Origin of the sequence: Rhizobium sullae (assembly GCF_025200715.1) — a bacterium.
In the GTDB taxonomy this organism is placed as follows: domain Bacteria; phylum Pseudomonadota; class Alphaproteobacteria; order Rhizobiales; family Rhizobiaceae; genus Rhizobium; species Rhizobium sullae.
Genome location: NZ_CP104144.1, coordinates 995541 through 1012902, shown reverse-complemented (window position 1 = coordinate 1012902; position 17362 = coordinate 995541). Strand labels below are relative to the sequence as shown.

Here is a 17362-nt window from a genome sequence, read left to right as displayed (position 1 = left end):
TTATCAAGGGAAATATTCATGACGTCGCATGTCGTACCAGGTCTCGAAGCCAGGCTGGCACTCGCAGAAGTTATAGCCCGCGAAGCGGGCGCTATGGCGCTCGATTACTTCAAGCGCCGTGAGACGCTGGTGATTGAAACCAAGCGCGACCCGCAGGATGTCGTCTCGATCGCCGATCGGGAGGTCGAAAACCTGATCCGCGGCCGTTTCAACGAGATCTATCCTGCTGACGGCGTACTTGGCGAGGAATATGGGCTCGAAGTCGGCACCTCGGGCTTTACATGGGTGGTCGATCCGATCGACGGCACCAGCCCTTTTGTAAACGGCATGCCGAACTGGTGCATTTCGATCGCGCTGTTGCACGGGGGCGTTCCGGTCGTCGGCGTCATCTGCGCGCCATGCCACGATGAGCTTTACGCGGCCGCAATAGGGCTTGGCGCGACGTTGAACGGCAAGAAGCTCTCGCTCGATCCCTCGCGCACCATCCGCAACAGCGTAACGGGCATTGGCGCGAACAACTACGTGACGCCAGCTTTCGTGGGCAAGATGGTCGAGAGCCTGCTTTCGGCAGGCGGCAATTTCATCCGCAACGGCTCGGGTGCGCTGATGCTTGCCTATGTGGCCGCTGGCCGTCTCGTCGGCTATTACGAGCCTTACATGCACGCCTGGGACTGCCTGGCGGGCTATTGCTTGGTGAAGGAAGCCGGCGGCTGGTACCATTCCTTCCCGACGGAAGATGAACAGCTGACGAAAGGGGCGCCGGTTCTCGCCGCTGCGCCCGGAGCTATCAATGACCTGCGACAGGTCGCAGGCCTATGAAACGGGCACACAATCCATGTGCCGCTGGACAGAGCCTGAAGGGGCGCTAACTTGCGTCGAACGCGTGTGCAGCGGCACCGGCATTTTGTCCTTCGGACGACCGTTAAACAGAATTTCCACAGCCGATCGAGGAGGATCGTCCGTGGAATATTTAGAAACCGGCTTGCCGGCTTCACCAACAAACAGGGAGGAATTAATGTCCATTCGTACAATTCTCGCATCGACAGCGGCTGTGGCCCTTTCGTTTGGCGCAGCATCGCACGCGTTTGCACTCACCGAGCTGCAGTGGTGGCACGCCATGTCCGGCGCAAACAACGAGGCCGTTGAGCAGATTTCAAAGGAATTCAACGCAAGCCAGAATGACTACAAGATCGTTCCGGTCTTCAAGGGCAGCTATCCGGAAACCCTGAATGCCGGCATCGCCGCCTTCCGCGCCAAGCAGGCGCCCGCCATCCTTCAGGTCTTCGACGCCGGCAGCGGGGTCATGATGGGGGCCGAAGGCGCAATCATGCCCGCGGCCGAAGTGCTCGAACAGGGCGGCTACAAGTTCGACAAGTCGGAATATCTGCCAGGTATCGTTGCCTATTATTCAAAGCCGGACGGCACGATGCTGTCCTTCCCCTATAATTCTTCCTCGCCAATCCTCTATTACAATAAGGACATGTTCAAGAAAGCCGGCCTTGATCCGGAAAATCCACCGAAGACGTGGCCGGACGTGTTCGAGGCCGCCAAGAAGATCAAAGCGAGCGGCGCATCATCCTGCGGCTTTACCTCCACTTGGCTCACCTGGATCCAGACGGAGAATTTCGCAGCCTGGAACAACCTATCCTACGGTTCAAACGAAAACGGCCTTGGCGGAACGGACGTGACGCTCGCCTTCAACAGCCCCCTGTTCGTCCAGCATTTTCAGGCAATCGCCGACCTCGCCAAGGATGGCACCTTCCGTTACGGCGGGCGCACCTCGGAAGCCAAACAGCTCTTCACCTCCGGTGAATGCGGCATCATGACGGAATCGTCAGGCGGTCTCGGCGACATCGTCAAATCCGGCATGAACTACGGCATCGGACAGTTGCCCTATTATGAAGGCGAAGGGCGGCCGCAAAACACGATTCCCGGGGGAGCGAGTCTCTGGGTCTTTGCCGGCAAGAGCGGTGCTGAATACAAAGGCATCGCCGAATTCTTCCATTTCTTGTCGCAAACGAAGATCCAGGCACGGTTGCATCAGGTTTCCGGTTACATGCCCGTAACGATGGCCGCCTATGAGGAAACCAAGACGTCAGGCTTCTACGACAGGAACCCTGGCCGGCAAACACCGATCCTGCAGATGATGGGCAAGGCACCGACCGAAAATTCCAAGGGCGTGCGCCTCCCGAACCTGCCGCAGGTCCGCGACATCATGAACGAGGAGTTCGAGGCAATGCTTGCGGGAAAGCAGGACGCAAAAACGGCACTCGACAAGGCTGTCGAACGCGGCAACGCCGCCATCAAGCAGGCCGTCAGCCAATAATCGCCGACGTAATTCCGCCCGCGGCTTAAACGCTGCGGGCGGTCCTTCACGCCAAGGAGTTCGCCGTGCAGCGCGTTGTTTTTCCAAACAAGATCCTTCCCTATTTCCTGGTCGCTCCGCAAATCGTCCTGACTGTTGTGTTCTTCTTCTGGCCTGCGAGCCAGGCGCTCTACCAATCAGTGCGGCGCGAAGATCCGTTCGGTTTGAAAGGCGGCTTCGTCGGCCTTGCGAATTTCCGCGACGTGTTTGCAGATCCCAATTACCTGCATTCGCTACAGGTCACGATCATCTTCAGTCTGCTGACGGCAATGCTCTCGATGATCGTCGCGCTGGCGCTCGCAACAGCCGCAGACAAGGTCGTGCGCGGTCAGACCTTTTACCGCACCCTGCTGATTTGGCCTTACGCGGTTGCGCCCGCCGTGGCCGGCATGCTCTGGCTTTTCATGTTCAATCCGGCGATGGGCACCTTTGCTTATCTTCTGCGGCGCAACGGCTTCTTGTGGGATCCGCTGCTCAACGGCAATCAGGCGATGTTGCTCGTCATCGTGGCGGCTGCATGGAAGCAGATCAGCTATAACTTCCTGTTCTTCGTCGCCGGCCTGCAAGCCATTCCCAAATCGCTGATCGAGGCTGCGGCAATCGACGGGGCGCGGGGTAATCGACGCTTCTGGACGATCGTTTTTCCACTTTTGGCACCGACGACTTTTTTCCTGCTCGTCGTCAACACCGTCTACGCCTTCTTCGACACCTTCGGCATCATCCATGCAGTGACCGGCGGCGGCCCTGCCAAGGCCACCGAAACGCTGGTCTACAAGGTCTACAATGACGGCTTCGTGAACCTCAATCTCGGCTCGTCGGCCGCTCAATCCGTCATCCTAATGATCATCGTCATCGCATTGACCGCGTTTCAGTTCCGCTTCGTCGAAAAGCGCGTGCATTATGCGTGAGGCGCGGCGATGATCGAAAAACGCCCCATTGCCAGCCTTGTCGGCCATCTGATGCTGATTATCGGCATCATCATCGTCGCCTTCCCGATCTATTACACCTTCGTCGCCTCGACGATGACGTCGGCGGAGATCATAAGGCCCCCCATCTCGCTCTTGCCTGGCGATCATTTCGCGGAGAATTACGGCACCGCACTTTCAGGCGGTGTTGAACAGGTCGTTGGAGTTAGTCTTGAGCGGCTGCTCTTCAACACCTTCGTGGTGGCCGTCCTGATTGCGGTCGGAAAGATCCTGATCTCGTTCCTCTCAGCCTTCGCGATCGTTTTTTTCCGCTTTCCGTTGCGCATGGCGTTCTTCTGGATGATCTTCGTCACATTGATGCTGCCGGTCGAGGTCCGTATCCTCCCGACCTATAAGGTGATCGTCGACCTCGGCATGATCGACACCTACGCCGGATTGACGCTGCCGCTGATGGCATCTGCCACGGCGACTTTCCTCTTCCGCCAGTTCTTCCTGACAATCCCCGGCGAATTACTCGAAGCCGCACGCATCGACAGTGCCGGCCCCTTCCGCTTCATGCGCGATATATTACTACCCTTGTCGAAGACGAATATTGCGGCACTCTTCGTGATCCTCTTCATCTATGGCTGGACGCAATATCTCTGGCCGCTGCTTGTCACCAATGACGCGAAGATGAACACGATTGTCATCGCTCTTCGAAAGATGATGGACTTCGCCGATGCGGCGACCCCTTGGAATTACGTGATGGTGACGGCGATCCTTGCGATCATCCCGCCCATTCTCGTCGTGGTGCTCATGCAGCGCTGGTTTGTAAAAGGTCTTGTGGAGACGGAAAAGTAATGGCCAGGATCACCCTCAACGATGTCCGGAAGACATACGGCGCCGGTATCGAAGCCATCAAAGGTATCTCGATGGAAATCGCAGACGGCGAGTTCGTCGTGCTCGTCGGACCTTCAGGCTGCGGCAAGTCCACGTTGCTGCGCATGATCGCCGGCCTCGAAGGCATCACGTCGGGCGAAATCGCCATTGGCGATCGCGTGGTCAATCGGCTGGAGCCATCCGAGCGTGATATCGCCATGGTCTTCCAGAACTATGCGCTTTACCCGCATATGACGGTTCGGCAGAACCTTGCTTACGGCCTGAAGAACCGCAACACACCAAGAGACGAAATCGAGCGTCGCATCGAAAAGGCAGCGAGGGCGCTCGAGATCGAGGGGTTTCTTGAGCGCAAGCCGCGGCAGTTGTCGGGCGGGCAGCGTCAGCGTGTCGCGATGGGGCGCGCCATCGTGCGAGAGCCCGCCGCTTTTCTGTTTGACGAACCGCTGTCGAACCTTGATGCCAAGCTCCGCGTGCAAATGCGCGTCGAGATCAAACGTCTACAACGTTCGCTGGCGACGACGAGCGTCTACGTGACGCATGACCAGATGGAGGCGATGACGCTGGCCGATCGTCTTGTGGTGCTGAACGGTGGCCAGATCGATCAGATCGGCACACCGATCGAGCTTTACGAGAAACCGGCAACGACCTTCGTTGCAACCTTCATCGGTTCACCCTCGATGAACCTGTGGGACAGGACGGGTGATCGCAACGGCTTTTCGCTTTCGCCCGCCATCAGGCTCCCTGCCAGTGCCGTCACGCTGGGGATCCGGCCGGAGGACCTCCATATTTGGCAAGATGGGGTGACCGATACCTTCAAGGCAGATGCGCAAGTTGGCGCCGTCGAACTCGTTGGTGCCGAGAGCTATGTCCACGGTTTGCTTGCGAACGGTCAGCCGATTGTCTTTCGGGTTCCGGGCCGGTCCCGGATCGCGATTGACGAGCATGTGTCCGTCTCCGCGGCTGCCGAAAGCCTTCACCTCTTCGATGACGGTGGCAGGCGTATGACATGGTAGGCCGGATCGGCTGGTGGATATCAGTATTCGCTCGATGAGATGTCGACGCTGAGCACCACACGGGCAGCTCTTGCAATCGCCCCTTCACTTAGCCTTGTAGGCCAAGATACCGGGGCGCCACCGAGCGTTCGTCCTTGGGACCGCGTTTGAGGCTCACGATCGCTTTGCACCCGCGCGGCCTTGCGCCAAAGCCATGCAGCCAACTGCGAATATGTGCGGAATAAGAGCACCTGCTGCTTTTCAGGGCGGCACCGCTTCATTATGACAGATATGTGACAAACAAATGGGATAGCGATGCTCAGTTGGTTTCGTAGACTGATGCCGCGCGAAGATCGTTTCTTCGATCTCTTCGCTCAACATTCGCGCACCGTTGTCGGAGCCGCCGAAGCGTTGAACCAGTTGTTGGCTGGCAGCGAGATCGAGCGCCATTGCGAGACGATCGTCCGGCTGGAGAATGAAGCTGACGACATAACGCGCGAGGTGCTGCTTTCCATCCGGCGAAGCTTCATCACCCCATTCGACCGTGGCGACATCAAGGACCTCATCCAGTCGATGGATGACGCGATCGACATGATGCAAAAGACGGTCAAGACCATCCGTCTTTTCCAGCAGAAAACCTTCGATCCCGGCATGCAGGAGATGGGCGCGGCAATCGTCGAGGCGGCCCATCTAATTGCGGAGGCCATTCCCCTGCTGGACCGCATGGGATCCAATGCGCCTCGTCTTACCGCCATCGCTGAGGATATCACCCGGGTCGAGGGCCATTCGGATGACCTGCATGAACGGGGACTCAAGGATCTCTTCAGTCGCTACGGCGCCTCGAATCCAATGGCCTATATCATCGGCAGCGAGATCTATGGGGAGTTGGAGAAGGTCGTCGATCGCTTCGAGGACGTCGCCAACGAGATCAGTGGTATCGTGATCGAGAACGTCTGATGGAGGTTGCACTCGCCTTCCCCCTGCTCGCGGGACTCATTGCGATCGCGCTGTTCTTTGATTTTCTCAACGGCCTGCACGACGCCGCCAATTCGATCGCGACCATCGTCTCGACCCGCGTGCTGCGGCCCCACTATGCCGTCTTTTGGGCAGCTTTCTTCAATTTCATCGCATTCCTGTTTTTTGGGCTGCATGTGGCAGAAACCCTTGGTACCGGCATCATCGATCCGGGCATTGTCACCCCGCAAGTGATCTTCGCGGCATTGATGGGAGCGATCATCTGGAACATTGTCACCTGGATTTTCGGCATTCCCTCCAGCTCCTCTCACGCCCTTGTCGGCGGGCTTGTTGGCGCCGGGCTTGCGAAGACCGGCTTGAGCTCGATCGTCTGGAGCGGGCTTTTGAAGACCGCGAGCGCCATCGTCATGTCGCCTCTGATTGGCTTTTTCCTCGCACTTATTCTGGTGCTGGTGGTGTCGTGGATCTTCGTGCGCCAGACCCCTTTCGCCGTCGATCGAACTTTTCGCGTCATGCAATTCGCCTCAGCCTCGCTCTACTCGCTCGGCCATGGCGGCAATGATGCGCAAAAGACGATGGGCATTATCGCAGTCCTGCTTTATTCGCAGGGTTATCTCGGCCAAAGTTTTCACGTGCCGTTTTGGGTGGTGCTCTCATGCCAAGCGGCCATGGCGCTCGGAACGCTGTTCGGGGGCTGGCGTATCGTCCACACGATGGGCTCCAAAATCACTCGCCTCAATCCGATGCAGGGATTTTGCGCCGAAACAGGCGGCGCGCTGACGCTTTTCGGCGCCACATGGCTCGGCATTCCCGTCTCGACCACGCATACGATCACCGGCGCGATAATCGGTGTCGGCGCCGCAAGACGGCTCTCCGCGGTGCGCTGGGGACTGGCTGGAAATATCGTCATCGCCTGGGTGATCACGCTTCCGGCTGCGGCACTCATCTCGGCGCTCTTCTACTGGAGTTCCAGTCTCTTTGAATAGCGCGCAGGTGAGATGGAGCAAAAATGAATCTATCTTTGATGTTTGCAGGTGAGCCAGAAATTCGATCTGTTGGCGGATGCAGCGATACCCGCCACCCAAGGTCGTCGCGGCCAGCGGCCCCGTTCCTTCCACCATGCTATGATACGCGATCGACCAGGGTGTAGCCTACCCCCCGAACAGTTCGAATGGCCAACTGACCGCCCCCGTCGAGCTTGCGCCTCAGATAGCGGATATAGACTTCGACGATTTTTGTTCCGGGGTCGAAATCGTAATTCCAGACGTTGTTCAGCAGCCGCTGACGGCTGACCACCTTGTTGGCATTGAGCATAAGGTAGCGGAGCAATTCGAATTCCCGCACGGTGAATTCGATCTCCCGATCCGACTTCGTGACGCGGCGTGTTGCCGGGTCGAGGGTCAGTGAACCGACCTGGAGGAGATCAGTGCGCTCGATCGTTGGGCGACGTCTGCGCAGAGCCTCGATCCGTGCAATCAGTTCGTCGAACGCAAAGGGCTTTATGAGATAATCGTCAGCACCGCTTTGAAAGCCATCCACACGATCGCGGACGCTTTCCTTGGCGGTGAGCATAAGGACGAGCACGGAACGTCGCTCCTGCCGGATGATGCGGCACACTTCGATCCCATTCACATAAGGAATCATTCGATCGAGTATGACTAGATCGAAAGCCTCATGACGGATCCGTTCGAGGCCGTCGCGTCCATCCTCTGCAAGTTGCACATGATAGCCTTCGGCCTCGAGACCGCGCGTTAGGAAGCTCGAAATCCGCCGGTCATCTTCGATAATCAGGATTCGCATGCGATTTTCCTTTCTGCGACAGGCAGCCGGATGGTGAGAACAGCACCGCGCGGCGGCGCGGGCCCGAGGGCGATGGTGCCACCGTGCCGTTCGATGATTGTCCTTGCAATCGGCAGACCGATGCCGAGGCCAGTGGCTGCGCGGCTGGTGTTGTTCCTTCCGCGATAGTACCGATCGAACACAAAAGGCAGTTCCGCAGGATCAATCCCGCAACCATGATCACGGATGGTCAGCACAAGGATCTCATCGCTGCAACAAATGTCTATGTCGATGCTTCCACCTGGATCGGCATATTTGATCGCATTATCGATCCCAATCATCAAAGCCTGCTTCAAGCGTCTGGGATCTGCCCGGATCAATTGCTTCGGTGCTCTCGAAAGCAGTTGAACTACCATCTGCTTTTGTCGTGCAAGAATTTCACTTTCGTGCACGGCGGCAACGACCACGTCTTCAGCCTCGACCGTTTCGAAATCATAGGTGACGTCGTCGATCTCCGATCGCGTAAAGTCGATCAGATCCTCAAGCAGCCGCGCCATGTCGGCGGCGTAAAGCTGAATGCGGTTCAATGCATCGCGGAAAGAAGCAAGTCCTGGTTTCGCGCGAAGCGCCACCTCGGCTTCACCGCGCAAGATTGTAAGCGGCGTACGCAGTTCGTGGCTCGCATCCGCAAGGAACTGGCTGCGCTTGCTATCGAGCTCCAGAAGCTGGTCATTTGCCTGCCGCAGCTCACGTGTCCGTTGATCGACTTCGCGTTCGAGCCGTGCCTGGGCTGATGTCAGGCTCGCTCTTTGCCGTTCGATTGCCTCCGCCATCTTGTTGAAACTCTGCGAAAGAACCAGGAATTCGTCGCGGCGCCCCGTCAGGATGCGATGATCGAGCTGACCACTGGCAATTGCTTCCGCACCGGCCACCAAGAGGCGGACCGGCCGGACGATCGAATGCTGGAGCGTCAGACCCAAACCCAGGCCCGCCACAATCACCAGGATCGAAAAGGTCCCGGCAACAATCAGCACCGTGTGCTGTGTGCTGCGTACCCGGTCAAGCTCCTTGGCAACTTCTCCGCGCTCCTCCTGCCGGGCATCGCTGAGCATGGTCTCGAAGTCGTTGGAGAGGCGATACTCGATGCTTCGCCGGAAGATATCGACGGCGCGATCCTGCTGGCCGGCCGCTTGTGCCTGGAATACGCGTTCAGCCGCCCGATCGATCGCTCGATAGAATTCCTGAAGTCGTGCGGCGAACTCTATTTCAGGCAATTCCTGCTGGACGTCGCCAAGGCTTCCGAGCGTGGCGAACTCCTTGCGCGTCACCTCTGCAAGAACACGGAATCCGTCCGCCATCTTTTGCCGGGCGAGTCGGAAATCCGGCATCTGTTCAGGGCCGAGCAAAAGGACCTCCGCCAACTGTTCGGCGTAATTATTGCCAAGCCCATCAAGATCGCTGATCGCCTCGAAGCGAGAATGGACGCCATCGATGCGATTTACGAAATCGTCGGTGAGCTTGAGGGTCATCAGCATCAGGCAGACAACCATCGCGACAAAGACGATTGTGACAAAGTGAAAGAGAAGAATGCGCCGCCGGACGGTCATACTGCCTCGTGTCTGGTTGGGAGCTTCGTCGTAACAATTGCCGATTAGAGATTTCAGGACAAGGGTTGAGGCCGCAAAACGGCGAGTCTCTCCAAATTCTAACCTTACACACCCTGTCCTCTAACCTGCCATGCTTAAGATCGCACCGCAGATGTCGAGGCCCGCACGCTGCCGGCCAAGATCATTAGGCGGAGTAGCTCAATGGAGAAGGCAACCACCTGGCCGGAACCCCTATCCGGGCGGGCTTCACCTGGAACGCACGCGGCTATGGCGTCCACGCGACGGCGTTTAACGGTGAGTTTATTCGTTGCAGTGTTGATGGCCGTTGCAATTGAGCTTCTTGCATCTGGGATGGCGTCGGAAGCTCGGCGTTCCCTGCAGATTCTTGCGCTGGCTTTGGTCGGGTGGACTTTGACGTCACTCGATGACACCTTTGTCGCTGTCACCGCAGCCGTTGCAATGACCCTTCTCGTCACCGGAAAGCCGGAAGCTCTGTTCGGCGCTCTTGGCGACCAGCTGATCTGGCTTCTTCTCGCATCGTTCCTGCTGGCGGCAGCCTTTAAGGCGAGCGGTATCACCGACCGGATCATTGCTCTGGCAGCCGGTCGGTTGCGGTCAGTCCAGTCCCTCGCCTACGCCTTGACCGCGATCCTTCTCGCGACGGCTTTCGTCATTCCCTCCACATCGGGCCGCGCGGCCATGATGGTGCCGGCCTACGCGGCAATTGCTGAGCACTGTACCAGCCCCCGGGTGCGAAGGGCCTTCGCGCTGCTGTTTCCAACAATCGTGCTCTTATCTGCCTTCGCCTCCCCTCTTGGTGCCGGCGCACATCTCATCGCCATCGATTTGGTGCGACGCCTGTCTGGCGAGGAGATCAGTTACCTTCACTGGATTGCTTTGGGCCTGCCTTTTGCCGCTTCAAGCGCATTTCTTTCGACCAGTGTTATCCTGCGGCTCTTTTTGACGGCGCAAGAGCGGCGAGCCGAACTGGCTCTCGCTCATATAGGCTTGGACTGCGAACCGCTCTGGCAACGGCCGATCTTCTGGATCGCCGCAGCCGTCATAGCCGGCTGGTTGACGGAATCCATGCACGGGATCGACCCGACAATGCTAGCGCTTATCGGCGCGCTTGCTGCCTTCTTCCCCTCTGTTGGGCCGATCTCATTTCGCGACGCCCTCCGCGACACTGACCTTTCACTTTTGATCTTTCTTGCCGCGATGATCTGCCTTGCCGATGGTTTCGTGACTTCCGGGCTGAATGAGGCTCTGGTCACGATGGTGTTCCGTCCTCTGCGAGCGGGGGAATTGTCGCCTGCCATGTTCATGGCGCTGATCGCGGCGATCGGATTGTTCTCGCATCTGTTCGTCCACAGCCGTACCGCACGGGTGTCGATCTTGTTGCCGCCGGCCCTGATGCTTGCTCAGGCGTCAGGCGCGGATGCCGTCATGGTGATGCTGACGATGGTCTCTGCGACTGGCCTTTGTCAGACCCTGATGGTGAGCGCAAAGCCGGTTGCGCTCTTTGGCCGGCTGGACGAGAACGCGTATAGCGCGGATGATCTTGTTCGGCTCAGCGTGGTGCTACTGCCCGTCCATTTTCTTCTCATCATGATCTTCGTGCTCATCATCTGGCCCGCCATCGAATCGATGTCGGTGTAGCCGCAGGAGTTGACAATGTCGAAAAAGCACAGGCGTTTGCGTGTTCTGGTAGCACCCTCCGGGTTCAAGGAGGGGCTTGGCGTTCGCGAAGTCGCAGACGCGATCGCTCGGGGCGTGCGTAATGCACTACCCCGGGCAAAGATCACGCGCATGCCGATGATCGATGGTGGTGAAGGCTTCGTTCGCACCATGGTGGATCTGTTGGGGGGCGAACTGCATTCAATCACAGTGACCGGCCCGGTCGGGCAACCCGTCGATGCTCACATCGGCTTTCTTTCGGGACGCAGGAAACGCACAGCTGTGATCGAGATGGCTGCCGCTGCCGGATTACGTCTCGTGCCAAGGGATATGCGGGACCCCACTCGAACAACGAGTTACGGCGTTGGTGAAATGATCCGCGCGGCACTCGATCTCGGTGCCGAACGCATCCTGCTAGGCTGCGGCGACTCCGGCATTAACGATGCGGGCGCCGGCATGGCTCAGGCGCTCGGCGTCCACCTCCTGGATCGAGCCGGCCAACTGATTGCCGGCAACGGCGCGGCACTGCGTTCGCTCGACCGTATCGATGCAACCGATCGCGATTGTCGTCTTGAGAAAGTGGGAATAGATGTCGCCGTCAATCCATACAATATGCTGCTCGGAAAGAACGGCGTCGCGCGGGTATTCGGGCCACAGAAGGGGGCGACGCCGGATCAAGTGGCAATTCTGGAAGAAGGTCTTCAGACCTTTGCCCGGGTTGTCCGCCGCGATCTCAATATCGACCTTGAGGCCTTGAAGGGGGGCGGAGCATCGGGTGGACTTGGGGCGGGCCTTCACGTGTTTGCCTTTGCCAAGCTACATCCCCGTTTCGAACTCATCCTTCGGCATATCAAACTCGATCAAAGACTGGCCAAGACTGACCTGGTGATGACCGCCGAAGGTGGAATTGATGGACAAACGCGGTACGGCAAGGTTCCGGCGGAAATCGCCCGCCGCGCCAAACGCCACAGGCTGCCGGTTCTCGCCTTGGCCGGGACCGTCGGTTCGGGCGTTGAGGCGACACGGGAGATCGGAATTGATGCGGTGTTGAGCATCCTCAACCGACCCTGTACGCTGGAAGACGCGATCCGCGAAACAGAAACCCTCCTTGCAGAAGCGGCTGAACAGGCCGTGCGTCTAATGCTTGCGACCCGTTTTGTCTTGCGATCCTGAATACCGGGCGTTCATCCTGCTTGAGAAGCATGCGCGCATAACCTTGAATTCCAGAGGCGGCAGAGCGGGGGCAGCTTCGCGCGGCAGCCGGAAATTATGCAGCGGCAGGAAGAATTGGCAAAGTTATCTGCGTAGCCGCTAAGGGGCATATGTCTTGGCCTGACCCCCGCGAAGATGGCGAGCCCGGATGCGCATCGCTGCTTGGCTTCACGTTCAGTCGCCGAGAGCCGCAGGGCGTTCTCCTTGGCCCCCGGGCGGGCGGTACGACAGTGCGTTTCGGCGACGGTTAATGTCTCGCGCCGCCGCATCGTCCTACACTGAATCGCGATTGCTGTGCGGAAGCACACTATTTATGTTCCGTTAAGCATAAGCCTCTATCTGAGTGGGGCGGAACCACGACCGGAGACGAGCATGCGCCCCACAAAGTCCTCAAGCCTGATGCTGATCGGGCTTATTCTGGGTGGCTGCCAAAGCGATCTTGCCATGGTCGCGGACGCCGCGTTTCGTGAACCGACCCGCTATCCGACCAACCACCAAGCTGACACCGGGCAGCCCATCGATCCATCAACCGAACCGACAATTCCGACGACACCGCCTGCGCAGAATACAAACCAGGCACCGGCCTGCGGCGCCGACGTTCACACCAGGCTGAAAACCCCAGGTGCAAACCCCGTCACGATTAATTGCAGCGTACAGCTGTCGGCGGCGGATATCGTCAATCACCCCCTTGTGTTCGAAGGACGTGCTGCGTCCGGATCGCTGCTGGATTGCGGAGGAGGAACGATCGATGTCAGCTCCGGAGGATCGCGGCAGCAAAAGACGGCGATCATCGTTCGTTCGAAGAAGACCACCTCTGGGCCATGGGACGCGCCGACCGGCGTCACCATCCGCAACTGCAAGATAAACGGATTTGTCCGCGTTTATGGTCTCGGCGAGAACGCCAACGGCGAGGTCATGAAAGCATCATCGCTGTCGGCCAGTCACACGGCATTCGCTCAGGCATCCGCCCCAAAAAACGTGCGGTTGGAGAATGTGGCTTTCAATGCTCCCGGCGGCATCCCTCTCTATATCGGGCCTGGCGTGACGGGTGCTGCTCTCGTCAACTCGAGGGTTGGCGGCAAATCGACGTCTGTCGCGGTCTACCTTGATGCAGAGTCCGCCAACAACACGATCAGCAACAACGTTTTCAGTATCGTCACGGAAAAGCGGGAACTGATTGCCATAGACGGCTCGGCCAGCAATAAGATCACCGGCAACACATTCGAACACCCCGAAAACGGCGGCATATTCGTGTACCGGAACTGCGGAGAAGGCGGCGTCATCCGCCACCAGAAGCCGCAGTTCAATCAAATCACGGGAAACACGTTCCGCTACGGGCCATCGTTTGGCGCAAAGCCCGCAGTCTGGCTGAACTCGCGCAACGGCAACAGCAGCTATTGCTTTAAAGACCCGGCACATCCCTACGGGAGCAGCGTCAGCAGCCTTGATTTCGCGCAGCACAATGTGATCCGTAACAATAACCTTCAAGGCGGCTCGGAAGGCCTTATCCGCAACGATGATCCGTCCAATGACCTCGGAGCGAATACGGCCGCCGGCAGCTGGTAATATCCGGAGTTCATCCTCGCGAATACCAAGGCTGCGGCGATCATGCGATACAAAATTGGTCAAACCACCTTGCCTAAGCTGCCAATCTCTTGGAAGCTGCAGCTTGAGGAGATGCCGACGCGCGAAAGCTGCCCGGCGATTGAGATTCGAAAGATTGTCGTGTGATTGTTTCATCCCCCCGCAGCTTTTTGACGTCGCTGTTTCACGCCGCCGTTCGTGCCGCCGACCCCCTGACAGGCATCAAGGCGCACCTGCCCACAAGGCCGAGAGGCCGCACAGTGGTGATCGGCGCCGGCAAAGGCGCAGCGCAGATGGCGCGCGCGCTTGAAAGCGTCTGGGACGGGCCGCTCGATGGCGTGGTCGTGACGCGCTACGGCTATGGCTGCGAAACGCAGAAGATCGACATCATCGAAGCGGCCCATCCAGTGCCGGATGCCGCCGGACTTGCTGCATCGAGGCGGCTGACCGAGGCAGTGAAGGACCTGACGCGGAACGACCTGGTCATCGCACTGATCTGCGGCGGCGGCTCGGCGCTTCTGCCGGCACCGCCAGAAGGCCTGACGCTCGATAATGAGATCGCGCTCAACGAAATGCTGCTCGCCTCCGGCGCGCCGATCTCGGCGATGAACGTCGTGCGCAAACATCTTTCCACGATCAAGGGCGGGCGGCTCGCGGCGGCAACGAAGGCACGCGTTGTCAGTCTGATCGTCTCGGATATCCCCGGCGACAATCCCGCCCATGTCGCCTCGGGTCCTACCGTTGCCGATGGCTCGACACGGTATGACGCGATCGAGATCGTCCGGCAGTACGGCCTGAAGTTACCCCAGGCAGCCCTTGCCCATCTCGCCTCGCCGAACGCTGATGCCCCCGACCCGGATGATCCGGTCTTTGCCACGCACACGCACCACATCATTGCCTCTGCCGGCGTGTCGCTCGAGGCGGCAGCTCAACTTGCGAAGTCCAATGGAATCAGCCCCGTGATCCTGTCGGATTCGATCGAGGGCGAATCCCGCGATGTCGCGCTGGTCCATGCGGCGATCGCCCGCGAGGTGCTTGGCCGCAACCGGCCGTTCGAAAAGCCGGTGGTCATCCTTTCCGGCGGCGAGACGACGGTTACGCTGCGTGCCAAAGGCGGCAAAGGCGGGCGCAACGGAGAATTCGCGCTTGCCGCGGCACTCGCGATCGACGGCCACGGCATCCATCTCCTGGCAGCCGACACCGACGGTATCGATGGCTCGCAGGATAATGCCGGCGCCTTTGCCGATGGTACAACCGTCAGGCGCCTGCGCGAAAGCGGGCTCGATCCCCGTCGCCTGCTTGACGGCAACGACAGCTATTCGGCCTTCCGGGCTATCGGCGATCTCTTTGAGACTGGCCCCACCGGCACCAATGTCAACGATTTCAGGGCGATCTTGATTGGCTGATAGCGACGATCCGGCGCCGGCGGCTACGTGGTCGGTACCGCCTGCCCGCTCTCCCGGCGAAAGGCGTCCGGGCTCTTGGACATCCATTTGCGGAACGCCCGGAAGAAGGCGCTGGGCTCGGAATAGCCGAGCTGCGCGGCGACATCGCCGATCGTCTTCGGCGTGTTGAGCAAAAGGTCGATGGCCATGTCGCGGCGGATGTCATCCTTGATGCCGGCATAACTCTGTCCTTCGTCACTCAGCCGGTGGCGCAGGGTGGAAGGCGGCATGCGCATCTCCGCTGCAAGCTCCACGAAACTCGGCCAGGCCGGCGGCGGCAGCTTCCCCAGCCTGAGGCGAACGCTCGAGGCGAGCCCGGCATCGTAGCGATAGCGCACGAGGATATTTGCAGGTGCGCCACGCAGGAACTGTTTCAGCGCATGTACGGTCCGTGAAACCGGCAGCTGCAGCATGGCGCTGTCGATGCCGAGCCGGCTGACGGGTTGAGAAAACCGGACAGGGGCACCGAAGAAGAGCCGGTAGTCGGCTCCCTGCTTCGGCTCGGCGCACCGGAAATCGACGAGCCGAATCGGGATACGGCGCCCCACCAGCCAGCAGGTAATTCCATGCATAATGATCCAGTACGTACGGTAGGCGAATGCCGAGCGAGCGTCGCCGGCATCCTGAAGCGTGATCTGCGCCAAGCCGTCGCGTACGACGAGTTCGCCCCGCGGATCCTCAAGGACGACATTGAGGAAGCGCAGCGCCCGGCGCAACGCCTGGCCAAGGGTCGGCGCATGCAGCACGCAGTGGCAGAGCAGCGTAAAGCTTCCGCTACGCATCGGCCTTCCGCCCATTCCAAAGAATTCATCATCGAGCTCGGCAGCAATCGCAAGCCACAATGCCCCGTAACGCTCGGCCGATATCGGCTGGTCGACACGCAGCGGCAGTCCGAGCGCTGAAAGGAGCGGCGCCGTCGGTTTCCCCATCCTACGCAGACTTTCGAGTGCCTCTTCGACGAATCCCGGTGCAATCATGCGCCTTTCGAGTTCGGCCATCGTCGTCTTCCTCTCTCTGTGGTAAATTTGTCCGAAAATATGAAGCAGTTTCGTCATCGCTTGCAATAGTGGGACGACATACAGTCCGTGTTATTCTAGCTGGGCACTACATGAGTGGAGCATCGTAGGGCTGTGGGAGATGATCCATGCTGATTCCTGGAGCAACCTTCATCGTCACCGGCGGCGGATCCGGTCTCGGTGCGGCAACCGTGCGGATGCTGGTCGCGTGCGGCGCCCGCGTCGTCATTGCCGATCTCAATGAAGAGGCGGGTGAGACGATCGCCGCAGAACTCGGCGCCGAGGTCTCGTACGTGCGTGCCGACGTGAGGAGCGAGGAAGACGGCGCGCGTGTTGTCGCGACGGCGACCGACGCATTCGGCGGCCTGCGTGGGCTCGTGAACTGCGCCGGTGTCGCCCCGGCCGAAAAAGTCGTCGGGCGCGATGGGCCGCATCGGCTCGAGAGCTTCTCGCAGGCGATCGGCATCAATCTGATCGGCACCTTCAACATGATCCGCCTTGCCGCGTCCGCCATCCAGCAACAGGAGCCGGATGGCGAAGGTGAACGCGGCGTGATCATCAACACCGCTTCTGCCGCCGCCTTCGACGGTCAGATCGGCCAGGCGGCCTATTCCGCCTCCAAGGGTGGTGTGGCCGCCATGACATTGCCGATCGCCCGCGAGCTTGCCCGCTGCGGTATTCGCGTCGTGTCGATCGCTCCCGGCATCTTCGAAACACCAATGATGGCCGGCATGCCATCTGAGGTTCGCGAATCGCTCGGCAGGAGCGTCCCCTTCCCGCCGCGGCTCGGCCGTCCTGCTGAATTCGCCGCCCTGGTGCGCCATATATGTGAGAACATCATGCTGAACGGCGAGGTCATCCGCCTCGACGGTGCATTGCGGATGGGTGCGCAGTAAGCGTCGCCC

15 protein-coding genes are annotated in these 17362 nt (G+C 59.3%); 12 read left to right on the top strand and 3 right to left on the bottom strand.

Annotated features, from left to right (window positions below):
• The first annotated feature begins 18 nt into the window (after positions 1-18).
• The 7 genes from N2599_RS25530 (at position 19) to N2599_RS25500 (ending at position 7123) form a co-directional block, all read left to right on the top strand.
• Positions 19-819, top strand: coding sequence for an inositol monophosphatase family protein (locus N2599_RS25530; protein WP_027511592.1), 801 nt, complete (start codon positions 19-21; stop codon positions 817-819).
• A 196-nt stretch (positions 820-1015) separates the two neighbouring features.
• The gene (gene ugpB, locus N2599_RS25525; RefSeq protein WP_027511593.1) at positions 1016-2326 is read left to right on the top strand and encodes a sn-glycerol-3-phosphate ABC transporter substrate-binding protein UgpB; all 1311 of its coding nucleotides are present in this window, start codon (positions 1016-1018) and stop codon (positions 2324-2326) included.
• 65 nt (positions 2327-2391) lie between these two features.
• Positions 2392-3273: a sn-glycerol-3-phosphate ABC transporter permease UgpA gene (gene ugpA, locus N2599_RS25520; RefSeq protein WP_027511594.1), complete on the top strand. Its 882-nt coding sequence runs from the start codon at positions 2392-2394 to the stop codon at positions 3271-3273.
• Positions 3274-3282: 9 nt separating this feature from the next.
• Positions 3283-4131 carry a sn-glycerol-3-phosphate ABC transporter permease UgpE gene (gene ugpE, locus N2599_RS25515; protein ID WP_027511595.1) on the top strand — a complete coding sequence of 283 codons (849 nt, stop codon included), beginning with the start codon at positions 3283-3285 and terminating at the stop codon, positions 4129-4131.
• Complete coding sequence (locus N2599_RS25510) at positions 4131-5183, top strand: sn-glycerol-3-phosphate import ATP-binding protein UgpC (protein ID WP_027511596.1); 1053 nt, start codon at positions 4131-4133, stop codon at positions 5181-5183. The genes ugpE and N2599_RS25510 overlap by 1 nt, the downstream gene beginning before the upstream one ends.
• Positions 5184-5477: 294 nt before the next feature.
• Complete coding sequence (locus N2599_RS25505; protein ID WP_027511597.1) at positions 5478-6119, top strand: DUF47 domain-containing protein; 642 nt, start codon at positions 5478-5480, stop codon at positions 6117-6119.
• On the top strand, positions 6119-7123 hold the full coding sequence (locus N2599_RS25500) for an inorganic phosphate transporter (RefSeq protein ID WP_027511598.1): 1005 nt from the start codon (positions 6119-6121) through the stop codon (positions 7121-7123). The genes N2599_RS25505 and N2599_RS25500 overlap by 1 nt, the downstream gene beginning before the upstream one ends.
• A gap of 136 nt (positions 7124-7259) precedes the next feature.
• Here the strand turns inward: N2599_RS25500 and N2599_RS25495 are convergent, their stop codons facing one another.
• Positions 7260-7937 carry a response regulator transcription factor gene (locus N2599_RS25495; protein ID WP_027511599.1) on the bottom strand — a complete coding sequence of 226 codons (678 nt, stop codon included), beginning with the start codon at positions 7935-7937 and terminating at the stop codon, positions 7260-7262.
• Entirely contained in the window at positions 7925-9523 is a 1599-nt protein-coding gene (locus N2599_RS25490) for a sensor histidine kinase (RefSeq protein WP_027511600.1), read from the bottom strand. The genes N2599_RS25495 and N2599_RS25490 overlap by 13 nt, the downstream gene beginning before the upstream one ends.
• 201 nt (positions 9524-9724) lie before the next feature.
• On the opposite strand from N2599_RS25490, the gene N2599_RS25485 reads away from it, so the two are divergent.
• The 4 genes from N2599_RS25485 to N2599_RS25470 all read left to right on the top strand — a co-directional run bounded on the left by N2599_RS25485 (position 9725) and on the right by N2599_RS25470 (position 15402).
• Positions 9725-11182 carry an SLC13 family permease gene (locus N2599_RS25485; protein WP_027511601.1) on the top strand — a complete coding sequence of 486 codons (1458 nt, stop codon included), beginning with the start codon at positions 9725-9727 and terminating at the stop codon, positions 11180-11182.
• Between the two features lie 15 nt (positions 11183-11197).
• The gene (locus N2599_RS25480; protein WP_027511602.1) at positions 11198-12373 is read left to right on the top strand and encodes a glycerate kinase family protein; all 1176 of its coding nucleotides are present in this window, start codon (positions 11198-11200) and stop codon (positions 12371-12373) included.
• 411 nt (positions 12374-12784) lie between these two features.
• Positions 12785-13978, top strand: coding sequence for a NosD domain-containing protein (locus tag N2599_RS25475; protein WP_027511603.1), 1194 nt, complete (start codon positions 12785-12787; stop codon positions 13976-13978).
• A 161-nt stretch (positions 13979-14139) separates the two neighbouring features.
• Complete coding sequence (locus N2599_RS25470) at positions 14140-15402, top strand: glycerate kinase type-2 family protein (protein ID WP_027511604.1); 1263 nt, start codon at positions 14140-14142, stop codon at positions 15400-15402.
• A gap of 23 nt (positions 15403-15425) precedes the next feature.
• Here N2599_RS25470 and N2599_RS25465 read toward each other — a convergent pair whose 3' ends face one another.
• Positions 15426-16496: an AraC family transcriptional regulator gene (locus tag N2599_RS25465; RefSeq protein ID WP_037142754.1), complete on the bottom strand. Its 1071-nt coding sequence runs from the start codon at positions 16494-16496 to the stop codon at positions 15426-15428.
• Positions 16497-16585: 89 nt separating this feature from the next.
• Here N2599_RS25465 and N2599_RS25460 point away from each other — a divergent pair, with 89 nt between their 5' ends.
• Complete coding sequence (locus tag N2599_RS25460; RefSeq protein ID WP_027511606.1) at positions 16586-17353, top strand: 3-hydroxyacyl-CoA dehydrogenase; 768 nt, start codon at positions 16586-16588, stop codon at positions 17351-17353.
• The last annotated feature ends 9 nt before the right edge of the window (positions 17354-17362 follow it).